Annotated in this window: 27 protein-coding genes; 21 read left to right on the forward strand and 6 right to left on the reverse strand. The window is 64.4% G+C overall.

The window, feature by feature from the left end; translation table 11 throughout:
* Positions 1-23 precede the first annotated feature (23 nt).
* The 13 genes from A3M7_RS0123675 to A3M7_RS0123735 all read left to right on the forward strand — a co-directional run bounded on the left by A3M7_RS0123675 (position 24) and on the right by A3M7_RS0123735 (position 10,178).
* The gene (locus tag A3M7_RS0123675; protein WP_027546124.1) at positions 24-1,256 is read left to right on the forward strand and encodes a flagellar hook protein FlgE; all 1,233 of its coding nucleotides are present in this window, start codon (positions 24-26) and stop codon (positions 1,254-1,256) included.
* Positions 1,257-1,290: 34 nt separating this feature from the next.
* Positions 1,291-2,769 (forward strand): flagellar hook-associated protein FlgK, encoded by a 1,479-nt coding sequence (flgK, locus tag A3M7_RS0123680; protein ID WP_027546125.1) that lies wholly within the window; start codon positions 1,291-1,293, stop codon positions 2,767-2,769.
* Positions 2,770-2,772: 3 nt separating this feature from the next.
* Complete coding sequence (locus tag A3M7_RS0123685) at positions 2,773-3,819, forward strand: flagellar hook-associated family protein (protein ID WP_027546126.1); 1,047 nt, start codon at positions 2,773-2,775, stop codon at positions 3,817-3,819.
* Positions 3,820-3,886: 67 nt separating this feature from the next.
* Positions 3,887-4,231, forward strand: coding sequence for a flagellar biosynthesis regulator FlaF (gene flaF, locus A3M7_RS0123690; RefSeq protein ID WP_027546127.1), 345 nt, complete (start codon positions 3,887-3,889; stop codon positions 4,229-4,231).
* Positions 4,231-4,641 carry a flagellar biosynthesis repressor FlbT gene (flbT, locus tag A3M7_RS0123695; protein WP_027546128.1) on the forward strand — a complete coding sequence of 137 codons (411 nt, stop codon included), beginning with the start codon at positions 4,231-4,233 and terminating at the stop codon, positions 4,639-4,641. The genes flaF and flbT overlap by 1 nt, the downstream gene beginning before the upstream one ends.
* 15 nt (positions 4,642-4,656) lie before the next feature.
* Positions 4,657-5,079 carry a flagellar hook assembly protein FlgD gene (flgD, locus tag A3M7_RS0123700; RefSeq protein ID WP_027546129.1) on the forward strand — a complete coding sequence of 141 codons (423 nt, stop codon included), beginning with the start codon at positions 4,657-4,659 and terminating at the stop codon, positions 5,077-5,079.
* Entirely contained in the window at positions 5,076-5,342 is a 267-nt protein-coding gene (gene fliQ / locus A3M7_RS0123705) for a flagellar biosynthesis protein FliQ (RefSeq protein ID WP_008130649.1), read from the forward strand. The genes flgD and fliQ overlap by 4 nt, the downstream gene beginning before the upstream one ends.
* A 76-nt stretch (positions 5,343-5,418) precedes the next feature.
* Positions 5,419-7,500 (forward strand): flagellar biosynthesis protein FlhA, encoded by a 2,082-nt coding sequence (flhA, locus tag A3M7_RS0123710; RefSeq protein ID WP_027546130.1) that lies wholly within the window; start codon positions 5,419-5,421, stop codon positions 7,498-7,500.
* The gene (gene fliR / locus A3M7_RS0123715; RefSeq protein ID WP_027546131.1) at positions 7,497-8,249 is read left to right on the forward strand and encodes a flagellar biosynthesis protein FliR; all 753 of its coding nucleotides are present in this window, start codon (positions 7,497-7,499) and stop codon (positions 8,247-8,249) included. The genes flhA and fliR overlap by 4 nt, the downstream gene beginning before the upstream one ends.
* Positions 8,250-8,254: 5 nt before the next feature.
* Positions 8,255-8,674 (forward strand): hypothetical protein, encoded by a 420-nt coding sequence (locus A3M7_RS0123720; RefSeq protein ID WP_027546132.1) that lies wholly within the window; start codon positions 8,255-8,257, stop codon positions 8,672-8,674.
* Positions 8,671-9,168 (forward strand): rod-binding protein, encoded by a 498-nt coding sequence (locus A3M7_RS0123725; protein ID WP_027546133.1) that lies wholly within the window; start codon positions 8,671-8,673, stop codon positions 9,166-9,168. Before A3M7_RS0123720 ends, A3M7_RS0123725 begins: the two co-directional genes overlap by 4 nt.
* Positions 9,169-9,210: 42 nt before the next feature.
* On the forward strand, positions 9,211-9,723 hold the full coding sequence (locus A3M7_RS0123730) for a flagellar biosynthesis protein FlgN (protein WP_027546134.1): 513 nt from the start codon (positions 9,211-9,213) through the stop codon (positions 9,721-9,723).
* Positions 9,720-10,178 (forward strand): hypothetical protein, encoded by a 459-nt coding sequence (locus A3M7_RS0123735; protein WP_027546135.1) that lies wholly within the window; start codon positions 9,720-9,722, stop codon positions 10,176-10,178. The genes A3M7_RS0123730 and A3M7_RS0123735 overlap by 4 nt, the downstream gene beginning before the upstream one ends.
* 211 nt (positions 10,179-10,389) lie before the next feature.
* Here A3M7_RS0123735 and A3M7_RS0123740 read toward each other — a convergent pair whose 3' ends face one another.
* A complete protein-coding gene (locus A3M7_RS0123740) occupies positions 10,390-11,160 on the reverse strand; it encodes a response regulator transcription factor (protein WP_027546136.1) in 771 nt (256 codons plus the stop codon).
* An 822-nt stretch (positions 11,161-11,982) separates the two neighbouring features.
* On the opposite strand from A3M7_RS0123740, the gene A3M7_RS0123745 reads away from it, so the two are divergent.
* Complete coding sequence (locus A3M7_RS0123745; RefSeq protein WP_027546137.1) at positions 11,983-12,933, forward strand: hypothetical protein; 951 nt, start codon at positions 11,983-11,985, stop codon at positions 12,931-12,933.
* Positions 12,934-12,946: 13 nt separating this feature from the next.
* Here A3M7_RS0123745 and A3M7_RS0123750 read toward each other — a convergent pair whose 3' ends face one another.
* Positions 12,947-13,525, reverse strand: coding sequence for a MarR family winged helix-turn-helix transcriptional regulator (locus tag A3M7_RS0123750; RefSeq protein ID WP_027546138.1), 579 nt, complete (start codon positions 13,523-13,525; stop codon positions 12,947-12,949).
* Between the two features lie 666 nt (positions 13,526-14,191).
* On the opposite strand from A3M7_RS0123750, the gene A3M7_RS0123760 reads away from it, so the two are divergent.
* Positions 14,192-15,079: a dienelactone hydrolase family protein gene (locus tag A3M7_RS0123760; RefSeq protein ID WP_027546139.1), complete on the forward strand. Its 888-nt coding sequence runs from the start codon at positions 14,192-14,194 to the stop codon at positions 15,077-15,079.
* Between the two features lie 55 nt (positions 15,080-15,134).
* Here the strand turns inward: A3M7_RS0123760 and A3M7_RS44855 are convergent, their stop codons facing one another.
* Positions 15,135-16,361, reverse strand: a complete 1,227-nt coding sequence (locus tag A3M7_RS44855; RefSeq protein ID WP_049823647.1) for a serine hydrolase domain-containing protein — start codon at positions 16,359-16,361, stop codon at positions 15,135-15,137.
* A 156-nt stretch (positions 16,362-16,517) separates the two neighbouring features.
* The gene (locus tag A3M7_RS0123770; protein WP_027546140.1) at positions 16,518-17,369 is read right to left on the reverse strand and encodes an SDR family oxidoreductase; all 852 of its coding nucleotides are present in this window, start codon (positions 17,367-17,369) and stop codon (positions 16,518-16,520) included.
* Between the two features lie 156 nt (positions 17,370-17,525).
* Between A3M7_RS0123770 and A3M7_RS0123775 the strand changes: the two genes are divergently transcribed.
* Positions 17,526-18,242, forward strand: a complete 717-nt coding sequence (locus tag A3M7_RS0123775; protein ID WP_027546141.1) for an HAD family hydrolase — start codon at positions 17,526-17,528, stop codon at positions 18,240-18,242.
* Positions 18,243-18,309: 67 nt separating this feature from the next.
* Here A3M7_RS0123775 and A3M7_RS0123780 read toward each other — a convergent pair whose 3' ends face one another.
* On the reverse strand, positions 18,310-18,717 hold the full coding sequence (locus tag A3M7_RS0123780) for a nuclear transport factor 2 family protein (protein ID WP_027546142.1): 408 nt from the start codon (positions 18,715-18,717) through the stop codon (positions 18,310-18,312).
* Between the two features lie 89 nt (positions 18,718-18,806).
* Positions 18,807-20,291: a mannitol dehydrogenase family protein gene (locus A3M7_RS0123785; protein ID WP_027546143.1), complete on the reverse strand. Its 1,485-nt coding sequence runs from the start codon at positions 20,289-20,291 to the stop codon at positions 18,807-18,809.
* A 145-nt stretch (positions 20,292-20,436) separates the two neighbouring features.
* Between A3M7_RS0123785 and A3M7_RS44860 the strand changes: the two genes are divergently transcribed.
* From A3M7_RS44860 to A3M7_RS0123810, 5 genes are all read left to right on the forward strand, one after another.
* On the forward strand, positions 20,437-21,282 hold the full coding sequence (locus A3M7_RS44860; protein ID WP_084302445.1) for a FadR/GntR family transcriptional regulator: 846 nt from the start codon (positions 20,437-20,439) through the stop codon (positions 21,280-21,282).
* 87 nt (positions 21,283-21,369) lie between these two features.
* Positions 21,370-22,329: a sialic acid TRAP transporter substrate-binding protein SiaP gene (locus tag A3M7_RS0123795; protein ID WP_049823651.1), complete on the forward strand. Its 960-nt coding sequence runs from the start codon at positions 21,370-21,372 to the stop codon at positions 22,327-22,329.
* 111 nt (positions 22,330-22,440) lie between these two features.
* Positions 22,441-23,019 carry a TRAP transporter small permease gene (locus A3M7_RS0123800; protein ID WP_027546145.1) on the forward strand — a complete coding sequence of 193 codons (579 nt, stop codon included), beginning with the start codon at positions 22,441-22,443 and terminating at the stop codon, positions 23,017-23,019.
* Positions 23,020-23,023: 4 nt separating this feature from the next.
* Positions 23,024-24,430, forward strand: a complete 1,407-nt coding sequence (locus tag A3M7_RS0123805) for a TRAP transporter large permease (RefSeq protein ID WP_027546146.1) — start codon at positions 23,024-23,026, stop codon at positions 24,428-24,430.
* Positions 24,427-25,476 carry an L-idonate 5-dehydrogenase gene (locus tag A3M7_RS0123810; RefSeq protein WP_027546147.1) on the forward strand — a complete coding sequence of 350 codons (1,050 nt, stop codon included), beginning with the start codon at positions 24,427-24,429 and terminating at the stop codon, positions 25,474-25,476. The genes A3M7_RS0123805 and A3M7_RS0123810 overlap by 4 nt, the downstream gene beginning before the upstream one ends.
* Positions 25,477-25,484: the final 8 nt, after the last annotated feature.

Genomic DNA, 25,484 nt, shown 5'->3' on the forward strand with positions numbered 1-25,484 from the left:
AACCTACCAAAGGAGCCCAATTCATGAGCCTGTATGGTGTTATGCGCACCGGCGTTTCCGGCATGTCTGCGCAGTCCAACAAGCTGTCGACGGTCTCGGACAACATCGCGAACGTCAACACGACCGGTTACAAGCGGGCTTCCACCGAATTCTCCTCGCTGATCCTGAAGAGCGGTTCGGGTAATTACGATTCCGGCGCCGTCGAGACGACCGTTCGCTACGCCATCAGCGACCAGGGACATACGCAGTTCACCACGTCGACCACGGATCTCGCCGTCCAGGGCAACGGCTTCTTCGTGGTGTCGAACGCCAACAATACGCAGCAGTTCTTGACGCGAGCCGGCTCGTTCGTGCCGGACGCCCAGGGCAATCTGGTCAACGCGGCCGGCTTCTACCTTCTGGGACAGCCCGGCCTCGTGACCAATTTCTCGCAGAACAGCCTCTCGGGAATGCAGATCGTGAACGTCGCGCAGGTCTCGCAGGTGCCGGTGCCGTCGACGGCGGGGACACTTACGACCGGCAATCTGGATCCGACGGCGGCTGTCATTGCCGGCCCGCCCGGTCCGGCGTCATATTCATCGAAGAGCTCGATCGTGGCCTACAACAATATCGGCCAGGCCGTTACGCTTGACGTCTATATGTCCCACACCGCGACGGCGGCCGGCTCGGACACCTGGCAGGTGCAGCTCTATAACTCCGCGACCGGTGCCTCACTCGCTGCCGCAACCACCTTCACCTTCGATACCACGGCGGCCGGAAAAGGCACGCTGGCCGCCGCGAGCCCGACGGGTCTCACCGTAACCGTCCCCGGCGGCGCGGCGCTCACCATGAACCTGTCGAACATGACGCAGGTCGGCACCGACTTCAGCTTCAAGGCCACCGTCAATGGCAGCGTTCCCTCGGCCATCGACAAGGTCAATGTCGACACCGCGGGTCACGTGACAGCCACCCTCAAGAACGGGCAGCAGCTGACGCTCTACACGATCATGCTAGCCGACGTCGCGAGCCCGGACAATCTGACGCCGGAGCCGGGCAACGTCTATTCGACCAACATGAATTCAGGCAATGCGCAGGCCGCGAATGCCGGCACCGGCGGGCTCGGTACGGTTCAGTCCAGCGCCCTGGAAGATTCCAACGTCGATCTCGCGGACGAGCTCACCGGGATGATCGAGGCGCAGCGCGGCTTCACTGCGAACTCGAAAACGTTCCAGACCGGCTCCGACCTTCTGGACGTCGTCGTCAACCTGAAGCGCTGAATCCTCAAGCGCTCATCCCGGGCCAGAGCAAATCATGTCCCTTACCGCCGCTCTCGACTCCGCCCGCGCTTCGCTCATGGCGTCGGGTATCCAGTCCTCGACCATCTCGCGCAACATTGCCGGTGCCAGCGCAGCCGGCTATTCGCGCAAGATCGCCGTGCTGGACAACCTCCCCGGGGCCGGCGTCTATGTGGCGGCGATCCAGCGCGCCGCCAGCTCGGGTCTCTACAACAACGTCTTGGTCGCGACCTCGTCGTCGGCCAAGCAGAACGCGATCTATGACGGGCTCCAGAAGATCGCATCCGCCACGGTGGACGATACGGAGCTCGACCAGTCGCCGACGGCGCAGCTCAATGCGCTGAAGAAGGCGCTGCAGCAATATGCCAACGCCCCGGACAACACCACGCTGGCGCAGGCGGCGGTCACGTCCGCCAAGGACATGGCGACCGCGCTCAATCAGGCGACCCAGACCGTGCAGTCGGTTCGTGAGGGCGCGGATGCCGACATGAAAACGTCGGTTCAAAACATCAATCAGCTGCTCTCCCAGTTCCAGACCGTGAACACCGAGATCGTGAAGGGCACGATCTCCGGCGACGACATCACCGACTATCTCGATCAGCGCGACAACATTGTCTCGCAGCTGTCGCAGGAGCTCGGCGTCACCATGTCGCTCCGACCTAACGGCGACGCGGCGCTCTACACCGATAGCGGCGTCGTGCTGTTCGACAAGACGGCGCGAACGGTGAGCTTCGCCGCGACCAACATCTATACGCCCGGCACCACGGGCAATGCGGTCTATATCGACGGCGTGCCGGTGACCGGCGCCAATTCCGTGATGCCGCTGAAGTCGGGCAAGCTCGCGGGCCTCGCCCAGTTGCGCGACAATGATACGGTCACATACCAGAGCCAGCTCGACGAAATCGCGCGCGGTTTGATCAATGCGTTCAAGGAAAGCGACCAGTCACCCGTCCCGACCCTGGCCGACGTTCCCGGTCTCTTCACCTATCCCGGCGCGCCGGCGATACCGGCGAGCGCCACCGTCTCGGTCGGCCTCGCCGGCACGATTACGGTCGCTGCCTCCGTCGATCCGGCCTTGGGCGGAAACCCGAACCTGCTGCGCGACGGCGCGATCAGCGGCAACCCGGCTTACCGATACAACACCGCCGGCAACGCCGGCTACTCGATCCGGCTACAGCAGCTCATCGGCAACATGGATGCGTCGCAGCCGTTCGATGCAACCACGCAAGGCAAGCCGAGTGGCAGCTTGATCGACTTCGCGTCGTCGTCGACGAGCTGGATCGAAAACCAGCGCAAGACCGCGGATTCCAACGTCACCTACCAGAAAACGCTGCTCGACCGCAGCACCGCGGCGCTGTCCAACGTCAGCGGCGTCAACATGGACGACGAGATGTCCTTGATGCTTCAGGTCGAGCGCACCTATTCGGCCTCGTCGAAGATCATCTCGACCGTCGACGAAATGTTGCAGAGCCTGCTGGCCGCCGTGGGGAATTAAGCCATGATGAGCGCGAACTACATCTCGACCTTGATGCTGTCGTCGTCGTTGAGGTCCTCGATCACGAACAACCAGGCTGCGCTGAGCAAGGCGTCGAAGGAGGCGACCACCAGCCGTTTCGCCGATGTCGGCCTCGAGCTTGGTGCCACGACGGGAGGCGACCTCACCCTGCGGGCGGACTGGGGCTTCGCCGATCAGCTCGTCGATACCAACGAGCTCGTCTCGGGACGCCTCAACACGACGCAAGACCGGATCACCCAGCTCGGCAAGACCGCAACGGACTTCCTCAAGGACCTGATCGCGGCCCGCAGTACCGACGGCGGCGGGCGGATCATCCTGCCGCCTGCGTCTTCCAACCTTCAGGATCTGATCGGCGCGCTGAACGTCTCCTACAACGGCTCGTCTCTTTTCTCGGGCATCAACACGCAGAACACGCCGATCACAGCCTACACCGCGGGCTCGGCCAGCAAGAACCAGGTCGACGCCGATTTCCTTGCGACCTTCGGCTTCTCGCAATCTTCAGCGAGCGTGAGCAGCATTACCGCGGCCCAGATGCAGACCTTTCTCAACACCACCTTCGATGCCGAGTTCGCGAGCCCGGCCTGGAACACCAACTGGTCATCGGCCACCGACCAGGTCATGCAGAGCCGTATTTCCACGACCGAGATCGCCGATACCTCCGTTAGCGCCAACCAGACCGGCTTCCGCAGGCTCGCCGAGGCCTACACCATGATGGCGGATCTCGGGAACGCGAAGCTGAGCCAGGATACGTTCCAGGTCGTCGTTGACAAGGCCATCGGCCTCGTTGGTAACGCCATCACGGATCTTGCTACGCTCGGCGGCAGCGTCGGCACGGTCCAGCAGCGGCTCACCTCCGCAACCGACAAGCTGAAGGCGCAGCAGGACATTCTCAACAATCAGATCATCGGTATGGAGAAGGTCGATCCGGCGGAAGCCGCGGTCCGGGTCAACACCCTGCAGACCCAGATCCAGACGGCGCTGGCGCTGACTTCGCAGCTCCAGAAGATCAGCCTCATCAACTACCTCTGAGCCAAGCTCATTTGCAAGGTTCGCACCCTTTGTCTTGCTATCCAGTTTTCTGCGCAGAGTGGTCCTGATGACGTTTGAAGCCTATGAAGCTGTCGTTGAAGAGAGCGGCTATCAGGAGAGAGGCCGCGAGCGGCAGGCGCTCAGCCTCGGCATCGACCGGCTCGAGCGGATCCAGAAGGGGCGCTTCAGTTTCGAGGATCTGGTCGAGAGCCTGCTCTATGTGCGCCGGCTGTGGACGATCTTCATCGAGGATCTCGCGCACCCGGAAAACGGCCTCCCGGACAAGCTGCGCGCGGACATCATCTCGATCGGCTTGTGGGTCATCAAGGAGGCGGATCGCCTTCGCGAAGAGAAGTCGGGCGACGTGATGCAGCTCATCGAAATCAACCGCCTGATCCGAGACGCACTCTAATGAAGATCTCCTTGCGGGCGGGCGAACGGATCTACATCAACGGGGCGGTGCTGCGCGTGGACCGCAAGGTCTCCGTCGAGCTCGTCAACGACGTGATGTTTCTGCTCGAGGGGCAGATCATGCAGGCCTCCGACGCCACCACGGCGATGCGGCAGCTCTATTTCATCGTCCAGCTCATGCTGATGAACCCGACCGATGTCCGCGATGCCTCGGCGCTCTACGGCCAGCACCACGCGGCCCTGGTCGCGGTGTGCGAAAGCCGCGAGATGCTGGACGGGCTTGTCGCGATCGACGAGCTGGTCGGTGCAACCCGCTACTTCGAGGCGCTGAAGCGGATCCGGGCGCTGTTCCCGGTGGAGCAGGCCATCCTGGCCGGCGTCGCCACCAACATCCCATTCGAGGCTGCCTGACAGCGGAGAGGCTAGATGAACGTTACCAGCGCGACCGACAGCACCAGCAAGTCGTCCAGTTCGACCAGCTCCACGACGTCCACGTCGAGCAACAGCGTCGACTACAATACCTTTCTTCAGCTTCTCGTCGCCGAGATGAAGAACCAGGATCCGACCAATCCGATGGATACCTCGCAATATATGAGCCAGTTCGCCCAGCTCTCGACGGTCGAGCAGGCCATGCAGACCAACACCAAGCTGGATGCGCTGCTGTCTTCGCAATCGCTGTCGCAGGCCGACGGGCTGATCGGAAAAACCGTCAGCTTCACCGACTCGACCGGTGCGACCTTCTCGGGCAAGGTCAAGTCGGTCTCCATCAACAGCGACGGCTCTGTCGCGACCCTCGAGAACGGCACGAAAGTCGCGATCGGGCCCGGGCTCACGATCAGCCAGTCATGAACGAGCGGGACGCCCTCGACATCGTCCAGGCGGCGATCTGGACCATCATCGTCGCCTCCGGGCCTGCCGTCGGGGCGGCGATGCTGGTCGGCACCATCATTGCACTGATCCAGGCCTTGACCCAGATCCAGGAGGTGACGCTGACCTTCGTTCCGAAGATCATCGTCATTCTGGTGGTCGTCGCCATCTCCGGCTCCTTCATCGGCGCGCATCTCTCCACCTTCACCGAGATGGTCTATTCGCATATCGAGCGCGGCTTCTGAGCCGCGGGGCCTCGGCCACCACCCTCGCGTAAGCTTTGCACGGCAGATTACGGGGCGGACCCTCTGCCGGTGACCCATGGCCGATACGTTAGCTGCTAGCCTGCCAACCCCGCGACGACTCGGGGCGGATGCCTTTTTTGCAGGCGGCATCGTGGCCATGCTCACGATCCTATTCCTGCCGATACCGCCGATCCTGATCGATCTCGGCCTGGCGTTCTCGATTGCGCTGTCGGCGCTGATCCTGATGGTCGCGCTGTGGATCCAGCGGCCGCTCGACTTCTCCGCCTTCCCGACCGTGCTGCTGATCGCAACGATCCTGCGGCTGGCGCTCAACGTCGCGACCACCCGCCTGATCCTGTCGCGCGGCGGCGAGGGCGAGCAGGCCGCGGGCCATGTCGTCGCCGGCTTCTCGAAATTCGTCATGGGCGGCGACTTCGTCATCGGCCTGATCATCTTCGCGATCCTGGTCACGGTGAATTTCGTCGTTATCACCAAGGGCGCGACCCGTATCGCGGAAGTCGGCGCCCGCTTCACCCTGGACGCCATTCCCGGCAAGCAGATGGCGATCGACGCGGACCTGTCCGCGGGCCTGATCGACGACAAGGAAGCCCAGCGCCGGCGCCGCGAGCTCGAAGAGGAGAGCGCATTCTTCGGCGCCATGGACGGTGCGTCGAAATTCGTCCGCGGCGATGCCATCGCCGGCCTGATCATCACCGCGATCAACATCTTCGGCGGCATCATCATCGGCGTCACCCATCACGGCCTGACGCTGTCGCGCGCCGCCGACGTCTACACCAAGCTCTCCGTCGGCGACGGTCTGGTGTCGCAGATGCCGGCGCTGATCGTGTCGCTGTCGGCGGGCCTGCTGGTCTCCAAGGGCGGCACCAGGGGCTCGGCGGAGCAGGCCGTGCTGCGGCAGCTCAGCGGCTATCCGCGCGCCGTGTCGGCCGCCGCATTGATGATGTTCGTGCTCGCCTTCATGCCGGGGCTGCCGATGGCGCCGTTCGTGCTGCTCGGCGGCGTCATGGCCTTCGTCGGTTACACGCTGCCCAGGCGGCAGGCGGCGCGGGAGCGGAAAGAGGACGCGCGCAAGGCCGACGAACGCACCCAGGCCGAGGCCAAGGAATCCGTCAAGGAATCGCTCAAGACCGCGGAGATCGAACTGGCGCTCGGCGGCCACCTTTCGGTCCATCTGTTGGGTTCGCGCACCGAGCTTGCCCATCGCGTGGCCAAGATCCGCAAGAAGTTCGCCAAGCAGTACGGCTTCGTCGTTCCTGAGATCAAGCTCACCGACAATCTGTCGATCGATCCCAAGGGATACCAGATCCGGATCCACGACACCCGCGTCGCGCATGGCGAGCTCAGGCTCGGAGAGGTGCTGGTGCTGGTCGACAAGGACGGCAAGCCCGACGTGCCCGGCGAGGAGGTGATCGAACCCGCCTTCGGCATGAAGGCGTTGTGGGTGACGGAAGCCTTCACCGACGAAGTCAGGCGGCAGGGCTGCAAGCCGGTCGACAATCTGTCGGTGCTGCTCACTCATCTGAGCGAAGTGATCAGGGCGAACCTCGCCCAGCTCCTGTCCTACAAGGACATGCGCGCGCTGCTCGACCGGCTCGATCCCGAATACAAGCGCCTGATCGAGGATCTCTGCCCGTCACAGATCTCCTATTCGGGCCTGCTGTCGATCCTGAAGATTCTGCTGGCCGAGCGCGTGTCGATCCGTAATCTCCATCTGATCCTGGAGGCGATCGCCGAGATCGCGCCCCATGTGCGGCGCTCCGAACAGGTCGCAGAACATGTCCGCACGCGCCTTGCCCAGCAGATCTGCGGCGACCTCTCCGACAACGGCGTGCTCAACGTGGTCCGCCTCGGCAATCGCTGGGATCTCGCCTTCCACCAGAGCCTGAAGCGCGACCCCAAGGGGGACGTCGTCGAATTCGACGCCGATCCGCGCCTGATCGAGCAGTTCGCGACGGAAGCCAGCGCCGCGATCCGCAAGTTCACCGAAAACGGCACCAGCGTGGTGCTGGCGGTGACCCCGGAAGCCCGTCCCTATGTCCGGATGATCCTGGAACGGGTATTCCCGACGCTGCCGGTCCTGTCGCATGTGGAGGTCGCGCGTAGCGCCGAGATCAGGGCGCTCGGAGCCATATCGTGATCAGCAGCCTCGCCGACAGCGTGCTGGTGACGTTCATCGTGTTCTGCCGAATCGGCGCCTGCCTGATGTTCGTGCCCGGCTATTCCAGCGTCAACGTTCCGGCCCAGGTCCGCCTGTTCATCGCGCTCGTCACGACGTTTGCATTGACGCCGATCCTGATCGCGGTCCTGAAGCCTCTGACGGACAACGCGGCGCCGCTGACGCTGGCACTCCTGATCGGCTCCGAGATCCTGGTCGGCAGCGTCATCGGCCTCGGCGGGCGCGTGTTCTTCCTCGCGCTTCAGACCATGGCGACCGTGATGGCCAGTGCGATCGGGCTGAGCAACATCCCGGGCACGCCGGTCGCCGACACCGATCCGGCGCCGGCCCTGGTGCCGCTGATCATGGCGTCCGTCACCACGCTGTTCTTCATGACCGACCAGCACTGGCAGGTGCTGCGCGGGCTGATGAACTCCTACGACGTCTGGCATCCCGGCGGCAGGCTCGGCGGCAGCATGGCGCTCGACCAGCTCGTCGGCCGCCTGTCGGAGGCGTTCGTGCTGACACTGCGGATCACCAGCCCGTTCATCGTCTATTCGGTCATCGTCAACCTGGCGGTCGGCCTGATCAACAAGCTGACGCCGGCGATTCCCGTCTACTTCATCTCCGTGCCTTTCGTGCTGTTCGGCGGCTTCCTGCTGCTCTATCTCACCAGCGACGAGCTCTTGACGCAATTCATGCTCGGCGTCTCGTCCTGGCTGGCGGAATGACCGTCATGAAGTCGCGCGCAGACAAGCTCGGTCGGATGGTCTCGCTCGTGAAGCTCCAGCTCCGGCTGTCCGAATGGCAGCTCGTACACTTGCGGCAGCAGGAGCGCAGCTTGCAGGACGAGCAGGAATGGCTGGTCGGGGCGCTGAACGAGGGGAAACCGCCGGTGGGATCGTCGAGCGATTCGATCGCGCGGCGCCTCAACAGGACGAGCGTCGGTGCGCGCGCCGTGAAGGAGCAGGCTTCGCGGCAGCTCGACCAGGTTCGCTCGGAGAGCCGGCGTGTGAAACAGCTCGAGGAAGTCGCCAAGGCGGCGCTCGCGGACAAGCTTCGCGAGGCGGAAAAGCGCTCGCTCGAGGAGATGACGGGAACAAGCCTCACCGTGCGCGAGTGGATGCCGCGGCCAGCCAACCGGAACAAGACATGATCGTGACAGCGACACCCGACCTCGTCCTCGACGTTCTCGAGGCCGCCGACCCCGTGACGCAACGCGCGGCGACCGCGAAGCTCGATGCGCTGAAATCGTCGAACGCCGATTTCGCCGCCACGATGGACGCGGAGGCCGGCAAGGCCGAGGCGGCAACGGCCGATCAGTCCGCGGCGAAGCTTGCCGAGACCCAGTCGACAGCGATCAACGGAGCGCCGGTCAAGGTGATCAAGGCGCCGGCCTCCGGCGAGGTCTACCGCAAGTTCGAAGCTTTCATTCTGCAGACCTTCGTCGAAACGATGCTGCCGAAGGAATCCGAGCAGATCTTTGGCAAGGGCACGGCCGGCGGCGTCTGGAAGTCGATGCTGGCGGAGCAACTCGGCGCGCAGCTGGCCAAGGGCAAGGGTATCGGCATTGCCAAGCAGCTTGAGGCCGCGAATGCGGCGAAGGCGGAAGCCGCCGCAAACGCGGATGCTGTGGCGAAGGCCGGATGATGATCCGGGAATGGGTGACAGAAGTTGAGGGGTGAATTTCCAATGCAGGCACAAGAAGGCGCGGCAGCCCTGGTGATGGAGCAGCCGGTCGTGGACACCGGGGCAATGACGGTTGAAGCAGCATCGGACGATGCGCTGTTGCCCGTGCTGCTGTCGAATGTCGGTGGCGAGGCGGTGGTCGACGGCACCGAGGCGGCGAGAGCGGACGAGGTGCGCGGCCTTCTGGCGGCGATCCGCCGGCTCGAGGCTATCGTCGAGGAGGAGACGGTTGCGCTTGCTACGGGCAAGAAGATCGATTTCGACGACTTCAGCGCCCGCAAGAGCCGGAGCATGCTCGAGTTCGTCCGCCTGATGCGGGCGCGGATGCATCTCGGCAGCGAGGTTGAGATCACCGAGGAGATCCAGCGGTTGCGCGAGAAGCTCGAGCGGAATCGTTCCATCCTCGAAATGCACTACGACGCGGTGCGCGAGGTCGCGACCATCATCGTCAAGGCGATCAGGGATGCCGATTCGGACGGCACCTACACCGGTCGCGAAGCGCAGGACGGAAAATGATCAGACTCGTGCTTGCCGGGCTCTGGGTCTGCATCCTCACGGCAGGCACGAGCTACGCCGTGGCCTATTGGAAGGAAAACGGCAGCCTGCTGCCGGCAAAGGACGCATATCTCGACGGGCTCCAATACCAGAAGACGCGGGCGCTGAGCGTGCCCATGGTCGAGAACGGCAATGTGCAGGGCTACATCGTCGCGCGCTTCGTCTACACCGTGGAGGCGCGGACCATGCACCAGCTCAGCGTTCCGCCGGAGCCGTTCGTCGTCGACGAGGCCTTCCGCAGGATCTATGCCGACGACCGCCTCGATTTCAGGAAGCTCGCCCGTTACGACCTCTCCATCCTCACGACGGGCATCAAGCAGCGCGTCAACGAGCGGATGCAGGCCGACGTCGTCCAAGACGTCCTGGTCGAGGACTTCAACTACGTCTCGAAGGAAGAATTCCAGCAAAAGCCCTAGAGCGTGGTCCGGACAAGCGCGAAGCGGCTTTCCGGGAGGACCATGCTCGACCAGGAATCCTAAGCGTGCGCCTGATTTCGTCGCGCTTTGGTATGGCGGCGCCTCGTGCCGCGGCCTGCGTTCTGCAGTCTCCGCCGCTGAAAGTGCAACGGCCTCTGCGAAGGTGCTCCGCAGAGGCCGTTGTCGTTTTCCGCGGCAGCGCTCTGCCGCGTCAGTTTCCGGCTGGATAGGCCGCCGGGACGGCATGCGCCCTGTTGAGGAGGATGCCGACCTCGTCGAGATCCTGCATCGGCACGTCGACGGTCTCGCCGGCGGGGATGTTGAGGCGGTATCCGACGTAGCGCCGGGCCACGATCGCGTCGAAGCCGAGGCGGTCGCGGAGCTTCTTGCGCAGTTTGCTGACGTGGCTCTCGATCACGCTCTCGTCGAAGGTCGACTCGAAGATGCCGTAGACCGCGTTGAAGATCTGCGTCTTGGTGATCCACTTGCCGTGATTGCTGACCATATATTCGAGAATGCGCAATTCGCGGCGGGGCAGGGTGAGGGCGTGGCCCGCGATCTCGGGGTCGCGTCCGTTGAAGAAGACCTGGATCCTGGTCTCGCAGGGTCTCGGTAGCTCGCCCACCCGGCGGCGCGCGATCGCGGCCGTTCGGGCGAGTATCTCGCGCAGGTGAATCGGCACGTACACGACGTCGTCAACGCCAGATTCGAACAGTTCCAGCGTGCTCTTCAGCATCTTCTGGCCGCTCATGGCGATGATGGGAGCCGAGGAGCGCTTGCGCATCGCCCGCGGCAGGCTTCCGCGGGCGTCGCAGTCCCCGAGGAGGAAGGCGTCGACCGCTGCCAAGTCGGATTCACTCGCAGATTGCAGCCAGTCCCAGAATTCTCCGGAGGAGAAGCCGATCGACGATACGCCTTCGCGAACGAGCCCTCCAACATAGCTGTTCGCGACGCTCTCGCGATCATCAACGATAATATACATTAGTCTTTCGCCCCTGTTTCGCACTTGTCGCGGCCGGTGGGTTGTTGTGATGCCCGGCTCGGCGACCATGCTGTTTGACGATATTTCCATCCCGCGAACCGTTGTTATGGTTTCGATATTCGCGGGCAGCCCTACGCACTCAGTGCCTGCGTTTTCCGCGGGCCTGTTACTTCGACTCGATACTGAACGCTTACTGCGTGAGGCCCGGCGGGTGTCTTGCGGATCACCTCGCGGAGCGGATTGAGACAGCGACCTAGAACAGTTGCGTCAAGTTGCTTATCACGTCCGAACGCTACCGAACTTTGCTGATCTCCTCGCCAACTGGCGAGAATCACTTGAGTAGGACCGTAACAATTGCCGATTTCCGATCAAGCGCGCGCAACAAAGCGATTGCTATGTGTGTTTGATGCTGTTGGTTTGTTTCGAGTTGTTTCTTGATATATTCAATCGCATCAGTTGATTTGGATTCCGAACTAGTTTTGCGCCGTGACGGCTCTATAGTTCCGCATCCCCGTATAATCACAGCTGTTTTGGGTGGTGATGCGGGGTAGGCGCATGGAGGGGTTTTCAACCCCGGATTGACTCTCTCCACCGCTTTTCCACATGCGACAATTCGACTCATGTACGGCGAGGCGACTCCAGCTTGGCGAAATCTTGGCGAGGGTGTGTCTTTCGAGTCGCACTCTCGCCACGTGCGTGACGCTTTCGACTCATGCGACGTCGCGTCGGGCGCGATGAAAAGATTTCGATGCGCACGTTTCGGGCAAGCTTCGACAAATAAATTCGTCGTTCGATAGATCGAACCGAACGGAGCATTCTTGCATGTTGTCCGATGGAAAAGCTCGTCCCAACGAGACTGCTGACGTTTCCGCGGCGGCGAAGCCGGCTCCGGCGCCAGGCAATACAAAGGACAACGCGACGCAAACGGCCAAGCCTGCAGCGAGCGCGAAGCGTGCGTCGGCTGCGGCGAGCGACGAAGCGTTGGCGAAAGAGGCGCTTGAGGGGCTGAAGCGCATTCGCGCCAAGGCGCGCCTCGACAAGATGGCGATACCCAAGCCTACGCCGGTCGTGATGAAGCCGGCCGTGATCGTGGCCAAGCCGCCGCCGCCCCGTCCGACCTGGGTCGCGCCGCTCGCGACATTGGCGGTCGCCGCCGTGCTGGTGGTCTGCGCCTGCACCGGCGTAATCGCCTATCTCACCACGCAGCCCGCCCAGAACAATGTCGCGGCCAATACGGAGATCAGGAATCTGCGCGAGACGGTCGCCCAGTTGCGCAAGCAGGTGTCGGGCGTGTCTGAAAATCTCGACGGCCTGCGCACCGCGGTCGATCAATCGAGCAAGGCGACCAATGATCGCTTCGGCAGGTTTGCCGAGAATCTGGACCGTATCGAGCGGGTGAGCTCGTCCTCGACGGTGAAGCTCGACAAGCTCGCCCAGGCGCAAGCCCAGGCTCCGGCGCCGACTTTGGCGCAATCGCAACCGTCGTCGCAGGCCGCGCCGATGATGGCTTCGCTCGCAGCGCCCGAGGTCACGGGCTCGGTGCCTCCCTCCGAGCGCGCATCGGTGCCGCGGAAGGTGGTCAAGGGCTGGTCGGTGCGCCAGGCCTATGAGGGGATTGCGATCCTGCAAAGCCCGAACGGCGTCATCGAGGCCGTGCTGGGGCAGCAGGTGCCCGGCCTTGGCCGCATTGAAGATATCCGGAACGAGAACGGGCGCCTGGTGGTCGAATCCAGCGGGGGCGTGATCTATTCGTCGCGCAAGGCAACGCCCTGATCGACGGCGCCTTCTATTGGCGGTGATGCTCGAAGCTGGTGCATAGCAGATCGACCTCCGGCTCCGCGATCGGCGCGCGAAACAGGCGGCAGCTGAACTCGACCGTCGTCTTGCCGTCCGCCGTGGTGCGATCTTCCCGGAGGAAGATGCAGCGCTTGCAGACGTCGGTATGGTGCCGCTGCTCGGCCGCGTCCGACTGGTCCAGCACGTGGCGGAGCGCGTCGCGGAAGCGGATCTTGGCCTCGTCGTCGAGGACGGCAATCGCCTCGACGAGAACGCTGACGGGGTCGCGCGCCAGGAACTTCTTGCCCTGCTGCGTGACGCTCAGCATCACCGACCGCTTGTCCTTGGCCGAGCGCTTTCGCTCGAGATAGCCGAGCCGCTCGAGCTCACCGATGATGAACGAGGCGGTGCCGCGCGTGGTGCCGACGTAGCTCGCGAGCGCCGAGGGCGTGCGGGAGAACCGGTTGGCGCGGGAGAGGAAGCGCAGCGCCATCCACTCGCGGTCGCGCAAGCCGTGCTTGGTGCCTTCGAACCACAGGATTCGTGCGACCTGCTCCAACAGTTCAATCGATTCGCGAGCCAAATTCATTTCACTTCCAGGTCGGATAAAGCTTTATTCAATTGAGCCTTCGGGTAGCGCAATCTGGGTGGACGAGAATGAAACTCTCGGGCGATCCTTGGCCCGGACGGCGGGGCGCACTTGGAAGACGCCTCTCCGTTTCCGGAGATGGAACTTCCGGCCGTGGAACTAGAGCGTCACAAAGAAAGTTCGAGTAAACCGCGTGGCTCAACTCTTCTGAAAATTTCAGTCAAATGACGGCGGCTCGCGTGCGGGATTCCGATAGCGCGCAACATCCGGGCAACATGATGTGTCGTCGCGGCCACCATGGAGCCCATTTGTTGCGGCGAAGCGTTTCGAATTGCGCGAAGGGGCGGAGCGTCTGCAGCCTCTGACCGCGTGAGGTGCGGCGGAAGAACCCCCGTTTTCGGTTAACGGATGTTGCGCCGCAGCGCGGCCACGCGGTTAAATCGGGCACACGATCAAATCCGCAACGCTTGCGCGTGGCCTTGCGCGCAGACGGTCGCCGGCCCGCGGCATCATCTCGATCCAGCTCAGGCAGTACATGGGGGGCAGCGTCGGGGACAAGCCTGAAGACTACATGCTCGCAGGCTGGTGATTTGCGTTTCCCCGGCGACTATTGGCGAATGCGTCGCCCCCGGGGGTACCATTGCAGGCAGCAGGAAGGATAGACTGATGAGTTTCGAAACGACCATGACATCCGACGTCGTCGGGCTGACGAAAGTTGCTCCGGTCTCGCGCCGCGGATTCATGAGCGCCACCGCGGCCGTCGCCGCCGGCTACACGCTCGCGGCAGGTCCAGTCCGTGCGGACATCATCGCGACGGACACCAGCGGCCTCCAGGCCGGCGACGCCAGGATCAAGGTCGGCTCCGAGGAGATGCCCGCCTATTTCGCCCGCCCCGCCGGCAACACCAAGGCGCCGGTGATCATCGTGGCGATGGAGATCTTCGGCCTGCACGAATACATCAAGGACGTGACGCGGCGCCTCGCCAAGCTCGGCGCATTCGCAATCGCGCCCGACTATTACTTCCGCAAGGGCGTCGACCTGACCAAGGTCACCGACATCAAGGACCTGCTGGCGGTCGTGAATGTCAAGCCGGACGCCGAGCTGCTGTCCGATCTCGATGCGACGGTGGCGTGGGCGGGATCGCAGGGCGGCGATACCGCCAAGCTCGGCATCATCGGCTTCTGCCGCGGCGGGCGCACCGTCTGGGAATATGCCGCTCACGGCGGTACTCTCAAGGCGGGTGTCGCCTTCTATGGGACGGTGGTCGACCCCGCCAACCCGCTGTGGCCGAAGAGCCCGCTCCAGCTCGCACCCGAGATGAGGGCACCCGTGCTCGGCCTCTATGGCGGCGCCGATACCGGCATTCCCGTCGCCCAGGTCGAGCAGCTCAAGGCGGCGCTCGAGCAGAACAAGAAGACGGCTGAATTCAAGATCTACCCCGAAGCGCCGCACGGCTTCCATGCCGACTACCGCGGCAGCTACCGCAAGGACGCCGCGGAAGATGCCTGGAAGCAGGCCGAGGCCTGGTTCAAGAAATATGGCGTGTTGAGCTGACGCCGGACTTTACGAGGGCGGCCCGAGTGGCCGCCCTTTCCTTATCGAGACGGGGTCACTTCACCATCGCGCCATAGACGATGTCCTGGACCTGCTCGCGATAGTATTTCCGGAGCTCACCGGGCGCCGCCGTTCCCACCACCACGACAAGACGCTCCTTGGGATCGCAGAAGAACTGCGTCCCGAACGCGCCGTTCCAGGTGAACTCGCCGGGATTGCCGGGGACCGACGACAGCCCCTCGCTGGTGCGGACCGCAACCGCGAGGCCAAAGCCGAAACCGGCGCGATGCGGCTCGACGTTCGCCACGTTGTTCCTGATCTCGGGGCCGAGATGGTTGGTCGTCATGTGATGCACGGTCTTCGGGCCGAGGATGCGCTGGCCGTCGAGCTCGCCACCGTTGAGCAGCATCTGCCCGAAGCGGATGTAGTCGCCGACCGTCGCAAACGAACAGGCGCCGCCGCAGTCGAACCTGGTCGGCGTGTCCAGCAGCCTGATGGCTTGCGGCTTCCCCGTCAGCGGATCGTTGGCGAACGGGCGGGCGAGGCGAGGGCGTTGCGCGTCGGTCGGGTGGAAGGTCGCGTCCTTCATGCCGAGCGGCTGCCACACATTGGCGGCGAGATAGTCGCCGAGCCGCTGCTCGCTCACCTTCTCGACGACGGCGCCGAGCACGTCGATCGAAAACCCGTATTCGAACTCGGTCGAGGGCTGATGCGCCAGCGGCAGCTTCGTGATGCGCTCGATGAAGGCGTGGGTTTCGCCTTCGATCGCCGGCGCGACGCCGTCAGGGTATTGCCGCGCCACCGGGCTCGATGAGTCCGGGCGGCCGCCATACATCAATCCGGACGTATGCCGGTAGAGATCGTGGATGAATATCGGCGAGGCCTGTGGCTCGAGCTTGAGCGAGCCGTCGGACTGGGGCACGCCGACCTTCATGTCGGCAAAGCCCGGATAGTAATCGGACAGCCTGGCCTGGAGCGGCAGCCGGCCCTGCTCCATCAGCGTCAAGCCGGCGACCGCTGCCATCGGCTTGGTCATCGAAGCCAGCGCGAAGATCGCGTCAACCGGCATCGGCGTGCCCTTGTCCGGATCGAGCATGCCGTAGGCCTTGTAGTGCACGAGCTTGCCGTCCCGCGCCACCGCGACGACTGCACCCGGCACACGCTTGGCTGCAATCTCGTGCGCGAAGAAACTGTCGAGCCGCGCAAGACCCTGCTTCGCGAAGCCGGCGTCATCAGGGTTGGCTTCGGGCAGCGGTGCGGCGCGCGCCGCACCGAACGGCAGCCGCCGCCGCGATCATGGCGATCGTCTTCTTCATTGTATCCTCCCAAGGGGCGAGCTCGTTATGCAGTGGCTCGCTGAATGCGTAGATCACGATCGCACCGGAGCGAAGTCAAGCGCGGGCAGAGCATGTCTGGGACGCGCCGGAGATGGCCGGACCTACCGTCCTTCGCCGGCGCGCCACAGCGCATCCAGGCCGTGCCGGTAGGTCGGATGGGCGAGCGCGACGCCGAGCTCGCGCTTCAATTTCGCGTTGGAGACACGGGCGCTGCTGGCATAGAAGCTGCGCGCCATCGCGGACATCTCGGCAGTCTCGAACGCTTCTTCGGGCGGCGGCGCAACGCCCATGAGCTCCGCGGCATAGGCGATCACGTCCTGCGGCGGTGCGGGCTCGTCGTCGCAGACGTTCCAGGTGCCGCTGCCCTGGTGATGAACCGCGGCCATGATCGCGCTTGCGATGTCGTCGGTGTGGATGCGGTTGAAGACCTGTCCGGGCTTGACGATGCGCCGAGCCGTTCCGGTGCGCAGCGTCACCAGCGCGTTGCGGCCGGGACCGTAGATGCCTGCAAGCCGCAGGATCGCGACATCGCCGCGCCCCACATCCGTCCAGGCCTGCTCCGCTGCGAGCCGCATGCGTGTGCGGTCGAGGGCGGCCTGCGGCGGCGTGCTCTCGTCCACCCAGCTGCCTGCGTGATCGCCATATACGCCGATCGTGGACAGGTAGATGATCTTGCGCTGACGGCCCGCGGCCAGCACGTCCGCGAAGGCCGCGATTGCGGGATCGCCGCCGCTGCCGGGCGGGACCGATACCAGAAGGACATCGGCGTCGCAGATGCGTTCAACCGTCTCGCGGGCCGGACGGCTCCCGGAAAACGGATGCACCTCGATGCCTGCAAGGTCGTCCCGCTTCGCGGGATCGCGCACCGTGCCGGCGATGTGCGAGAAGGCGCCGCCGAATCTGCGGACGAAATGCCTGGCGCTGTAGCCGAAGCCTAGGATGAAGAGCCGCATGCCGCTCCCGTGCAGGTCGGAGTTCCCGTTCGCGCCCCGGCGCGCCTCCGCTCATAAGGGATTTTTGGGTCCGGCAAAAGATATTGCAATTTTACCCGCCTGCCAGTGCAGGCGATGATCACTCGTCACGGAGACGTCATGCGGGAAGTGTCGATCATGCAGGCCGAAGCGGCCACCATTGAGCCAACCGATGCCAGCGATCTGATCCGGCGCGCGGCCGCGCTGATCTTCGATGTCGATGGCACCCTTGCCGAGACGGAGGAACTGCATCGGCAGGCCTTCAACCACGCCTTTGTTCGCCACGGTCTCGACTGGCATTGGGACCGCGCCGTCTACAAGGACCTGCTGCGGGTGACAGGCGGCAAGGAGCGCATTCGCGCTTACCATGGGAGGCAAGAGATCGCGTCGCCATTATCGGATGCCGACATCGCCGAACTCCACCGCGTCAAGACCGCGCACTACGCCGAACTGATCGAGACGGGCTGTTGCCCGCTGCGGCCGGGCGTAACGGACCTTCTCGCTTCGGCGAAGGCGCGCGGCCAGCGCCTTGCGATCGCGACCACCACCTCACACGGCAACATCGATGCACTGCTGTCGCGGGCGCTGGGAAAGCGCTGGGCCGCGGATTTCGATGCGATCGTTGCCGGTGACGACGTCCGCGACAAGAAGCCTGCGCCGGATGTCTATCTCGAAGTCCTGGCGCGGCTGAAGCTGGAGGCTTCCGCCTGCGTCGCGATCGAGGATTCCGCCAACGGGCTGATCGCGGCGTCGCGGGCGAACATCCCGGTTCTGATCACGCGCAGCATGTTCTTCCGGGACGATGATTTCAGGGCGGCGCGGGCCGTGCTGGACGATCTGTCGGGGCTGGGATGAGGTCGCCGACTAAAAAACTGAAAAACAACCCCATGCACAGTAGAACGGGCGTGCGTCCCTGCCGCCTTCAGTGGACGCGGTGACTCGTTCTATCGTCTTCAGCCTGCTCGACAATCTGCGCAATCGGGCTCGACTGATGGTGAACCAGGCGCCAGTCGTCGCCGACGCGGCGAAAATGGTTGGCCGCGGCCAAGGCGGTGCCGTCGACGATCTCGATGCAGAGCACGCGCGCGCTGTCGCCGTCGACGATGGCCTGCGGTTCGGCGCAGACGATCTGCGGCCGCTCGGGATTTTGCAGGATGTCGCGCCAGCTCCCGATCACGGTGGCCCGCCCGATGATCGCCGGCCAGCCGGGATGGATGCAGGAAATGGCGTCGTCATCCGCCCACATCCGCTCCATGCCGGCGAAGTCGCCCGTTGAAAAGGCGGCGTAGAAGGCCGCGTTCGCGGCGATGACCTTGCTGTCCTTTGCCATGGCTCTCGGGTGGGCCAAGGACAGGCAAAAATCAAGCGAGACTTCCGTCGATTTTGACCGCAGTGCAGCATCGACGTTCGAGATTGCCGTCACGCGGAAACGTGCGTCTCCACTGCCCGCCGCGCGCCATCCTTATAGAGGCGGCCGAGCGCCGCGGTCACGGCCTCGCGCAGGCGCGGCTCGGCACCCAGCGGCCCGAACACCTTCTCGACCCCGAGCAGTGCGGGGGCGAGCCGTTCGGCGACGGGGCCCGCCTCGCGCGCCAGCGCGGCGAACTCGGCGGCCAGCGGATCGCGCACGTCGATGGCGCGGCCCTGCTCGTCGCGGGCGGTGACGTAGCGCATCCAGCCGGCGACCGCGAGCGCATGGGTCGCGATCGGCAGGTCGTTGAGCAGGCGATCCCGCATCGCGCCGAGCAGGCGCTGCGGCAGCTTTTGCGAGCCGTCCATCGCGATCTGCCAGGTGCGGTGATGCAGCGCCGGATTGGCGAAGCGCTTGAGCAGCGAGGCGCGATAGGCGGCGAGATCAGTGCCAGCCGGCATCGTCAGCGTCACCGCGGCCTCTTCCATCACCTGCGCGGCGAGACGCGCGAAATGCGGATCCTGCATGGTATCTGCGATGGTCTCGTAGCCGGCGAGATAGCCGAGATAGGCCAGCGCGGAATGGCTGGCGTTGAGCAGCCGCAGCTTCATCAGCTCGAACGGCTTGACGTCGGTGACGAGCTCGACACCCCCGGCGGCAAGATCGGGCCGGCCCGCTGTGAAGCGGTCCTCGACCACCCATTGCGTGAAGGGCTCGGTCATCACGGGCCAGGCGTCGCGGAAGCCCAGCGCCGATGACACCGCATCGCGGTCGGCATCCGTCGTCTCCGGCACGATGCGGTCGACCATGGTCGAGGGAAACGCCGCGGTATCCGCGATCCACTTGCCGAGATCCTTCGAGCGTAGCGCCGCGAACTGCATCACGATCCGCTGCACGGTGTGGCCGTTGGCGGCGAGGTTGTCGCAGCACAGGACGGTGAAGGGCGCAAGCCCCTGCGCCCTGCGGCGCGCAAGTGCAGCCACGATGAAGCCGGGCGCCGAGCGCGGCGCATCAAAATTGTTCAGATCGTGCACGACGTCCGGGTGCCGCTCGTCGAGATCGCCGGTCTGCGGCGTGTGGCAATAGCCTTTCTCGGTGACGGTGAGCGAGACGATGCGAATGGCGGGATCGGCCATCCGCTCGATCAGCCGCGCCGGGTTCTCGCGTGCGACGACGCTGTCGAGCAGCGCGCCGATGACGCGGTGCTCGGTGCCTTCGGCGGCACGCACGGCAATTGTGTAGAGATGATCCTGCGGGGCGAGGGCGTCGCGCGTATCGGGACTGCGCAGGCTCGCGCCGACGATGCCCCAGGATGCGGTCCCGCTGGCAAGGCAATCGTCGATGACGACGGCCTGATGCGCGCGATGAAAGGCCCCGAGGCCGAGATGCACGATGCCGGGCGTCACGCGCGAACGATCATAGGCCGGGCAGCGGATGCCAGCTGGCAGCCGCTCGAGATTGGCGCGGCCAAGGCGCGTCGAATTAAGGCGCATGGACGTCTCCCCTTTGCTTTGCCGCTGCTTGACATGGCGCCCGTCCTCGGTCAATGCTCCGGTCAATTGGTAAGACCAATTTTCCAAAAATTGGCGGGCCGCCGGGGGCGATGCTTCCCTGCGAGACCCTTTCGGGGAGGCCAGCGTGCCGCTGGAAGCTGTGGAGGCGAGACGGCTCTATCGCCAGGTCGCCGATCAATTGCGAAGCCTGATCGACAGCGGCGAGTACGCGGTCGGCAGCCGCATGCCGACCGAGCGCGAGCTCGCCGAGCAGCTCAAGGTGTCGCGGCCGACGGTGCGCGAAGCCCTGATCGCGCTCGAGGTCGAAGGCCGCCTCCGTATCCGCGTCGGATCCGGCATCTATGTGATCGAGCCGGCGGCCGTTGCGGCGCCCGCAACCGCTTCCGTCATCGAGGGCCCGTTCGAGCTGTTGCGCGCCCGCGAATTCCTGGAAAGCGCGATCGCCGAGCAGGCCGCGCGCGTCGCCACCAAGGACGATCTCGCCCGCATCGACGCGTCCCTTCTCGCGATGGAGAATGTCGAGCATCCCGGCGAAGCCTCGATGGTCCACGACCGCGCGTTCCATGTCGCGATCGCCGGAAGTCTCGGCAATGCCGTTCTGGTGCGCGTGGTCGGCGAGCTGTTCGACCAGCGCCTCAATCCCTATTTCGCGCAGCTTGCGCATTATTTCGAGAACCCGGGCACGTGGCGCACCGCGCTCGACGAGCATCGCGCCGTGCGCGACGCGATCGCCGCGCACGATCCGGACGCCGCGCGCGAGGCGATGCGCAATCACCTGGCACGCTCGCAGGCGCGCTTTGCGCAGAATTTCGGCGCCGTGGCCGCGTCAGGATCGCCCTCGGCACGACCTCCGGCAGCGCCGGCAAAACCAGAACGGGCGCCGAAGAAGCAGGCCGAAAGACAGGCCAAGAAGCAAGCCAAGAAACAAGCCAAGAAACAAGCCACGAGCGGCAACGCGCGGCGGCGATGAGATTGGGCGGCCCGCATTCCATGGAGGCGGGCGAACAAGAAGCAGACTTGAACGATGGAGGAAAAGTCAGTGTTGAAGAAGATGACGATGATGCTCGCGGTGTCGGCCGCGGCAATGTTTGCGACAACCCATGCCGGCATGGCCCAGACCAAGCTCAAATGGGCCCATGTCTACGAGACCTCTGAGCCGTTCCACACCGCTTCGGTCTGGGCCGCGCAGGAGATCGGCAAGCGCACCAACGGGCGTTATACGGTCGATGTCTATCCGGCGTCCCAGCTCGGCAAGGAAGCCGACATCAACCAGGGCCTCTCGCTCGGCTCGGTCGACATCATCATCTCCGGCTCCAGCTTCGCGGCCAAGAGCTTCCCGCCGATCGGCGTGACCTACTATCCCTACACCTTCCGCGATGCCGATCATCTCCTGGCCTACACCAAGAGCGATATCTTCAAGGAACTCGCCAAGGGCTATGAGGACAAGAGCGGCCACCACATCGTCGCCGTGACCTATTACGGCGTGCGCCAGACCTCGTCGAACAAGCCGATCAAGAGCTGCGCCGACCTCAAGGGCCTGAAGATGCGCGTGCCCGACGTTCCGGCCTATCTCGCGATGCCGCGCGCCTGCGGCGCCAACACCGCGCCGATCGCGTTCGCCGAAGTCTATCTCGCGCTGCAGAACGGCACCGTCGAGGCACAGGAGAATCCGCTGACCACGATCGAGGCCAAGAAGTTCTACGAGGTGCAGAAGCACATCGTGCTGACCGGCCACATCGTCGACCACCTCAATACGGTGGTGGCGGGAGCGCTCTGGAAGAAGCTGAGCGACGAAGACAAGAAGATCTTCACCGACGTGGCGCAGGAGGCCGCCGCCAAGGCGACCGCGGAGATCAAGCAGAACGAGGCCAAGCTGGTCGCCTTCTTCAAGGAGAAGGGCCTGACCGTGACCGAGGTCGACAAGAGCGAGTTCCGCGACACCGTGCTGAAGAACGTCGCGTTCGAGACGTTCGGCTATCGCAAGGCGGATTGGGAACGGATTCAGGCGGTCAAGTAATTCACGCCGTCATTCCGGGGCTCGCGAAGCGAGAACCCGGAATCTCGAGGTTCCGGGTTCGACGCTGACGCGTCGCCCCGGAACGACGTTCAGGTCCCTAGGAGTAACCCCATGTCGACCGCCGAAATACACCGGCAGATCACCGCGGACGAGATCGCCCACACCTTCGAGGAGGAGGCGACGCCGAAGGTCGATCTCGGCATCTACGCTTTCGAGGACTGGGTGGCGCTGGCGATCTTCTGGGTGATGGCGCTCGCCGTCTTCCTCCAGTTCTTCACCCGCTACGTCCTCAACGACAGCTATGCCTGGACCGAGGAGATCGCCACCTACTGCCTGATCGGCGTGGTCTTCATCGGCGCCTCGATGTGCGTGCGGCTGTCGCGGCACATCCAGGTCGATCTCATCTACCGCTATCTGCCGCACCTCGTGGCGCGCGGGCTGTCGACGGTCATCGACCTGATCCGGATCGCCTTCTTCGGCTACGCCATCAAGCTGGTCTGGGTCTACATCCAGATCATCGGCGACGAGTCTATGACCACGATCAATCTTCCCAAGGACTACGTCTATTACGCCGTGCTGGCCGGCTTCGTGCTGATGTTCGTGCGCTCGGTGCAGGTGGCGCTGCAACATTTGCGACAGGGATATTCGATCCTCGAACGTCCCGGCGCCTACGACGGCTTTGAAGGGTAAGGTCATGTTGCTGTTGCTTGGTGGTTTTCTCCTCCTGATGCTGCTCGGTGTGCCCGTGGCGATCGCCATGGCCGCGTCGTCGCTGCTCTACATCCTGGTCAGCGGCGTGACGCCCGACGTCACGCTGGCGCAGCGCATGATCGCCGGCGTCGAGAGCTTTCCGCTGCTCGCCGTGCCGTTCTTCATCCTGGCCGGCAACCTCATGAACATCGCCGGCGTGACCGGCCGCATCTACAAGTTCGCGGTCGCGCTGGTCGGCTGGATGCGCGGCGGCCTCGGCCACGTCAACATCATCGGCTCGGTGATCTTCTCCGGCATGTCCGGCACCGCGATCGCGGATGCCGCCGGTCTCGGCACCATCGAGATCAAGGCGATGAAGGACCACGGCTACTCCACCGAGTTCTCGGTCGGCGTCACCGCGGCGTCCGCGACGCTCGGCCCGATCATCCCGCCGTCGCTGCCCTTCGTGATCTACGGCATGATGGCGAACGTCTCGATCGGCGCGCTGTTCCTCGGGGGCGTCATTCCCGGCATCGTCATGACGCTGCTGATGATGGCCACCGTCACCTACTTCGCGCACAAGAACAAATGGGGCAGCGATACGCCGTTCTCCTGGCCGCAGCTCGGTTCGGCCGGGCTCGAGATCGCCATCGTGCTCGCTTTCCCGCTCGCGATCTGGCTGATGGTCGTTGCCGGCATGTCGACCAACATGGCGGTGGTCATCGGGCTCGGCGCGCTGCTCGCGATTGACTGGTACTTCGACTTCTCCGCGGTGATGGCGCTGATGGCGCCAGTGATCCTGATCGGCGGCATGACGCTCGGCTGGTTCACGCCGACCGAAGCCGCGGTCGCCGCCGTGATCTGGTCGCTGTTCCTCGGGCTCGTGCGCTACCGCACCATGACGCTGAAGACGGTGGCGAAGGCGACTTTCGACACCATCGAGACCACGGCCTCGGTGCTGTTCATCGTGACAGCCGCGTCGATCTTCGCCTGGCTGCTGACGGTGTCGCAGGCAGCCCAGATGCTCTCGGACTGGATGCTCAGCATCACCCACAACAAATGGGTGTTCCTGGCGCTTGCCAACGTCCTGATCCTGTTCGTAGGCTGCTTCATCGACACCACGGCGGCGATCACCATCCTGGTGCCGATCCTGTTGCCGATCGTGCTCAAGCTCGGCATCGATCCGATCCATTTCGGCTTGATCATGACGCTGAACCTGATGATCGGCCTGCTGCATCCGCCGCTCGGCATGGTGCTGTTCGTGCTCGCCCGCGTGGCCAAGCTCTCGGTCGAGCGTACGACGGTTGCGATCCTGCCCTGGCTGGTGCCGCTGATGCTCGCGCTGATCGCGATCACCTACATCCCCGAACTGACCCTCTGGCTGCCTAAATACATGGGACTCTCCAAATGACCTCCACTGCTCTCGCCGCAACCCTGTTCGGCCCCGAAGATCTGCGCATGATCGAGCATCCGCTCGATAAGCTCGCATCAGGCATGGTGCGCATCCGCTTCGGCGCCGGCGGCATCTGCGGCTCGGACATGCATTACTTCCGCCACGCGCGAACCGGCGATTTCGTTGTGAAGTCGCCGCTGGTTCTTGGCCACGAGATCTCGGGCGAAGTCGTGGAGATCTCCGGTTCCGCCGCGAACCTCAAGGTCGGTGACCGCGTCGCCGTCAATCCGTCGCGCTGGTGCGGCCATTGCGTCGCCTGCCGCGAGGGCCGGCCGAACCTCTGCGAGAACATCTATTTCATGGGCTCGGCCTCGAAGACGCCGCACATGCAGGGCGGTTTCGCAAACTATTTCGACGCGATCCCCGCGCAGTGCGTGAAGATTCCCGACCACGTGTCCTATCAGGCGGCAGCGCTGGCCGAGCCGCTCGCGGTCTGCCTGCACGCGGTCGCGCGTGCCGGTAATATCGAGGGCAAGCGCGGCATCATCTTCGGCGCCGGCCCGATCGGGCTTCTGACCATGCTCGCCGCGTACCGTGCCGGCATGACCGACGTCACTGTGGCCGACATCGCGCCGGCCCCGCTCGCCTTCGCGACCCGGCTCGGGGCGTCCCACGTCGAGAACGTCTCGGGCGGCGACGAGGGCCTGAAGGCCCAGGCTGCTGCGCGTCCCTACGATGTCGCCTTCGAGGTCTCGGGCACGGCCGCCGGCCTTGCCAGCGCGATCGGCATCATCAGGCGCGGCGGTGTTGTGGTGCAGATCGGCAATCTGCCGGGCGGCCAGATTCCGACGCCGTCGAACGCGGTGATGGCCAAGGAGATCGACCTGCGCGGCTCGTTCCGCTTCGGCTTCGAGTTCATGACCGCGGTGGAACTGATCGGCGCCGGCAGCGTCGACGTGCTGTCGCTCGTCACCGCCGAGCGGCCGCTCTCGACCGCACCCGATGCGCTGCGGCTGGCGCTCGACCGCTCGCAGAGCGTCAAGGTCGTGCTGACCGCGAACTGATCGGAGAG

The sequence above is a fragment of the Bradyrhizobium sp. WSM2254 genome (assembly GCF_000472645.1).
Lineage (GTDB): Bacteria > Pseudomonadota > Alphaproteobacteria > Rhizobiales > Xanthobacteraceae > Bradyrhizobium > Bradyrhizobium niftali.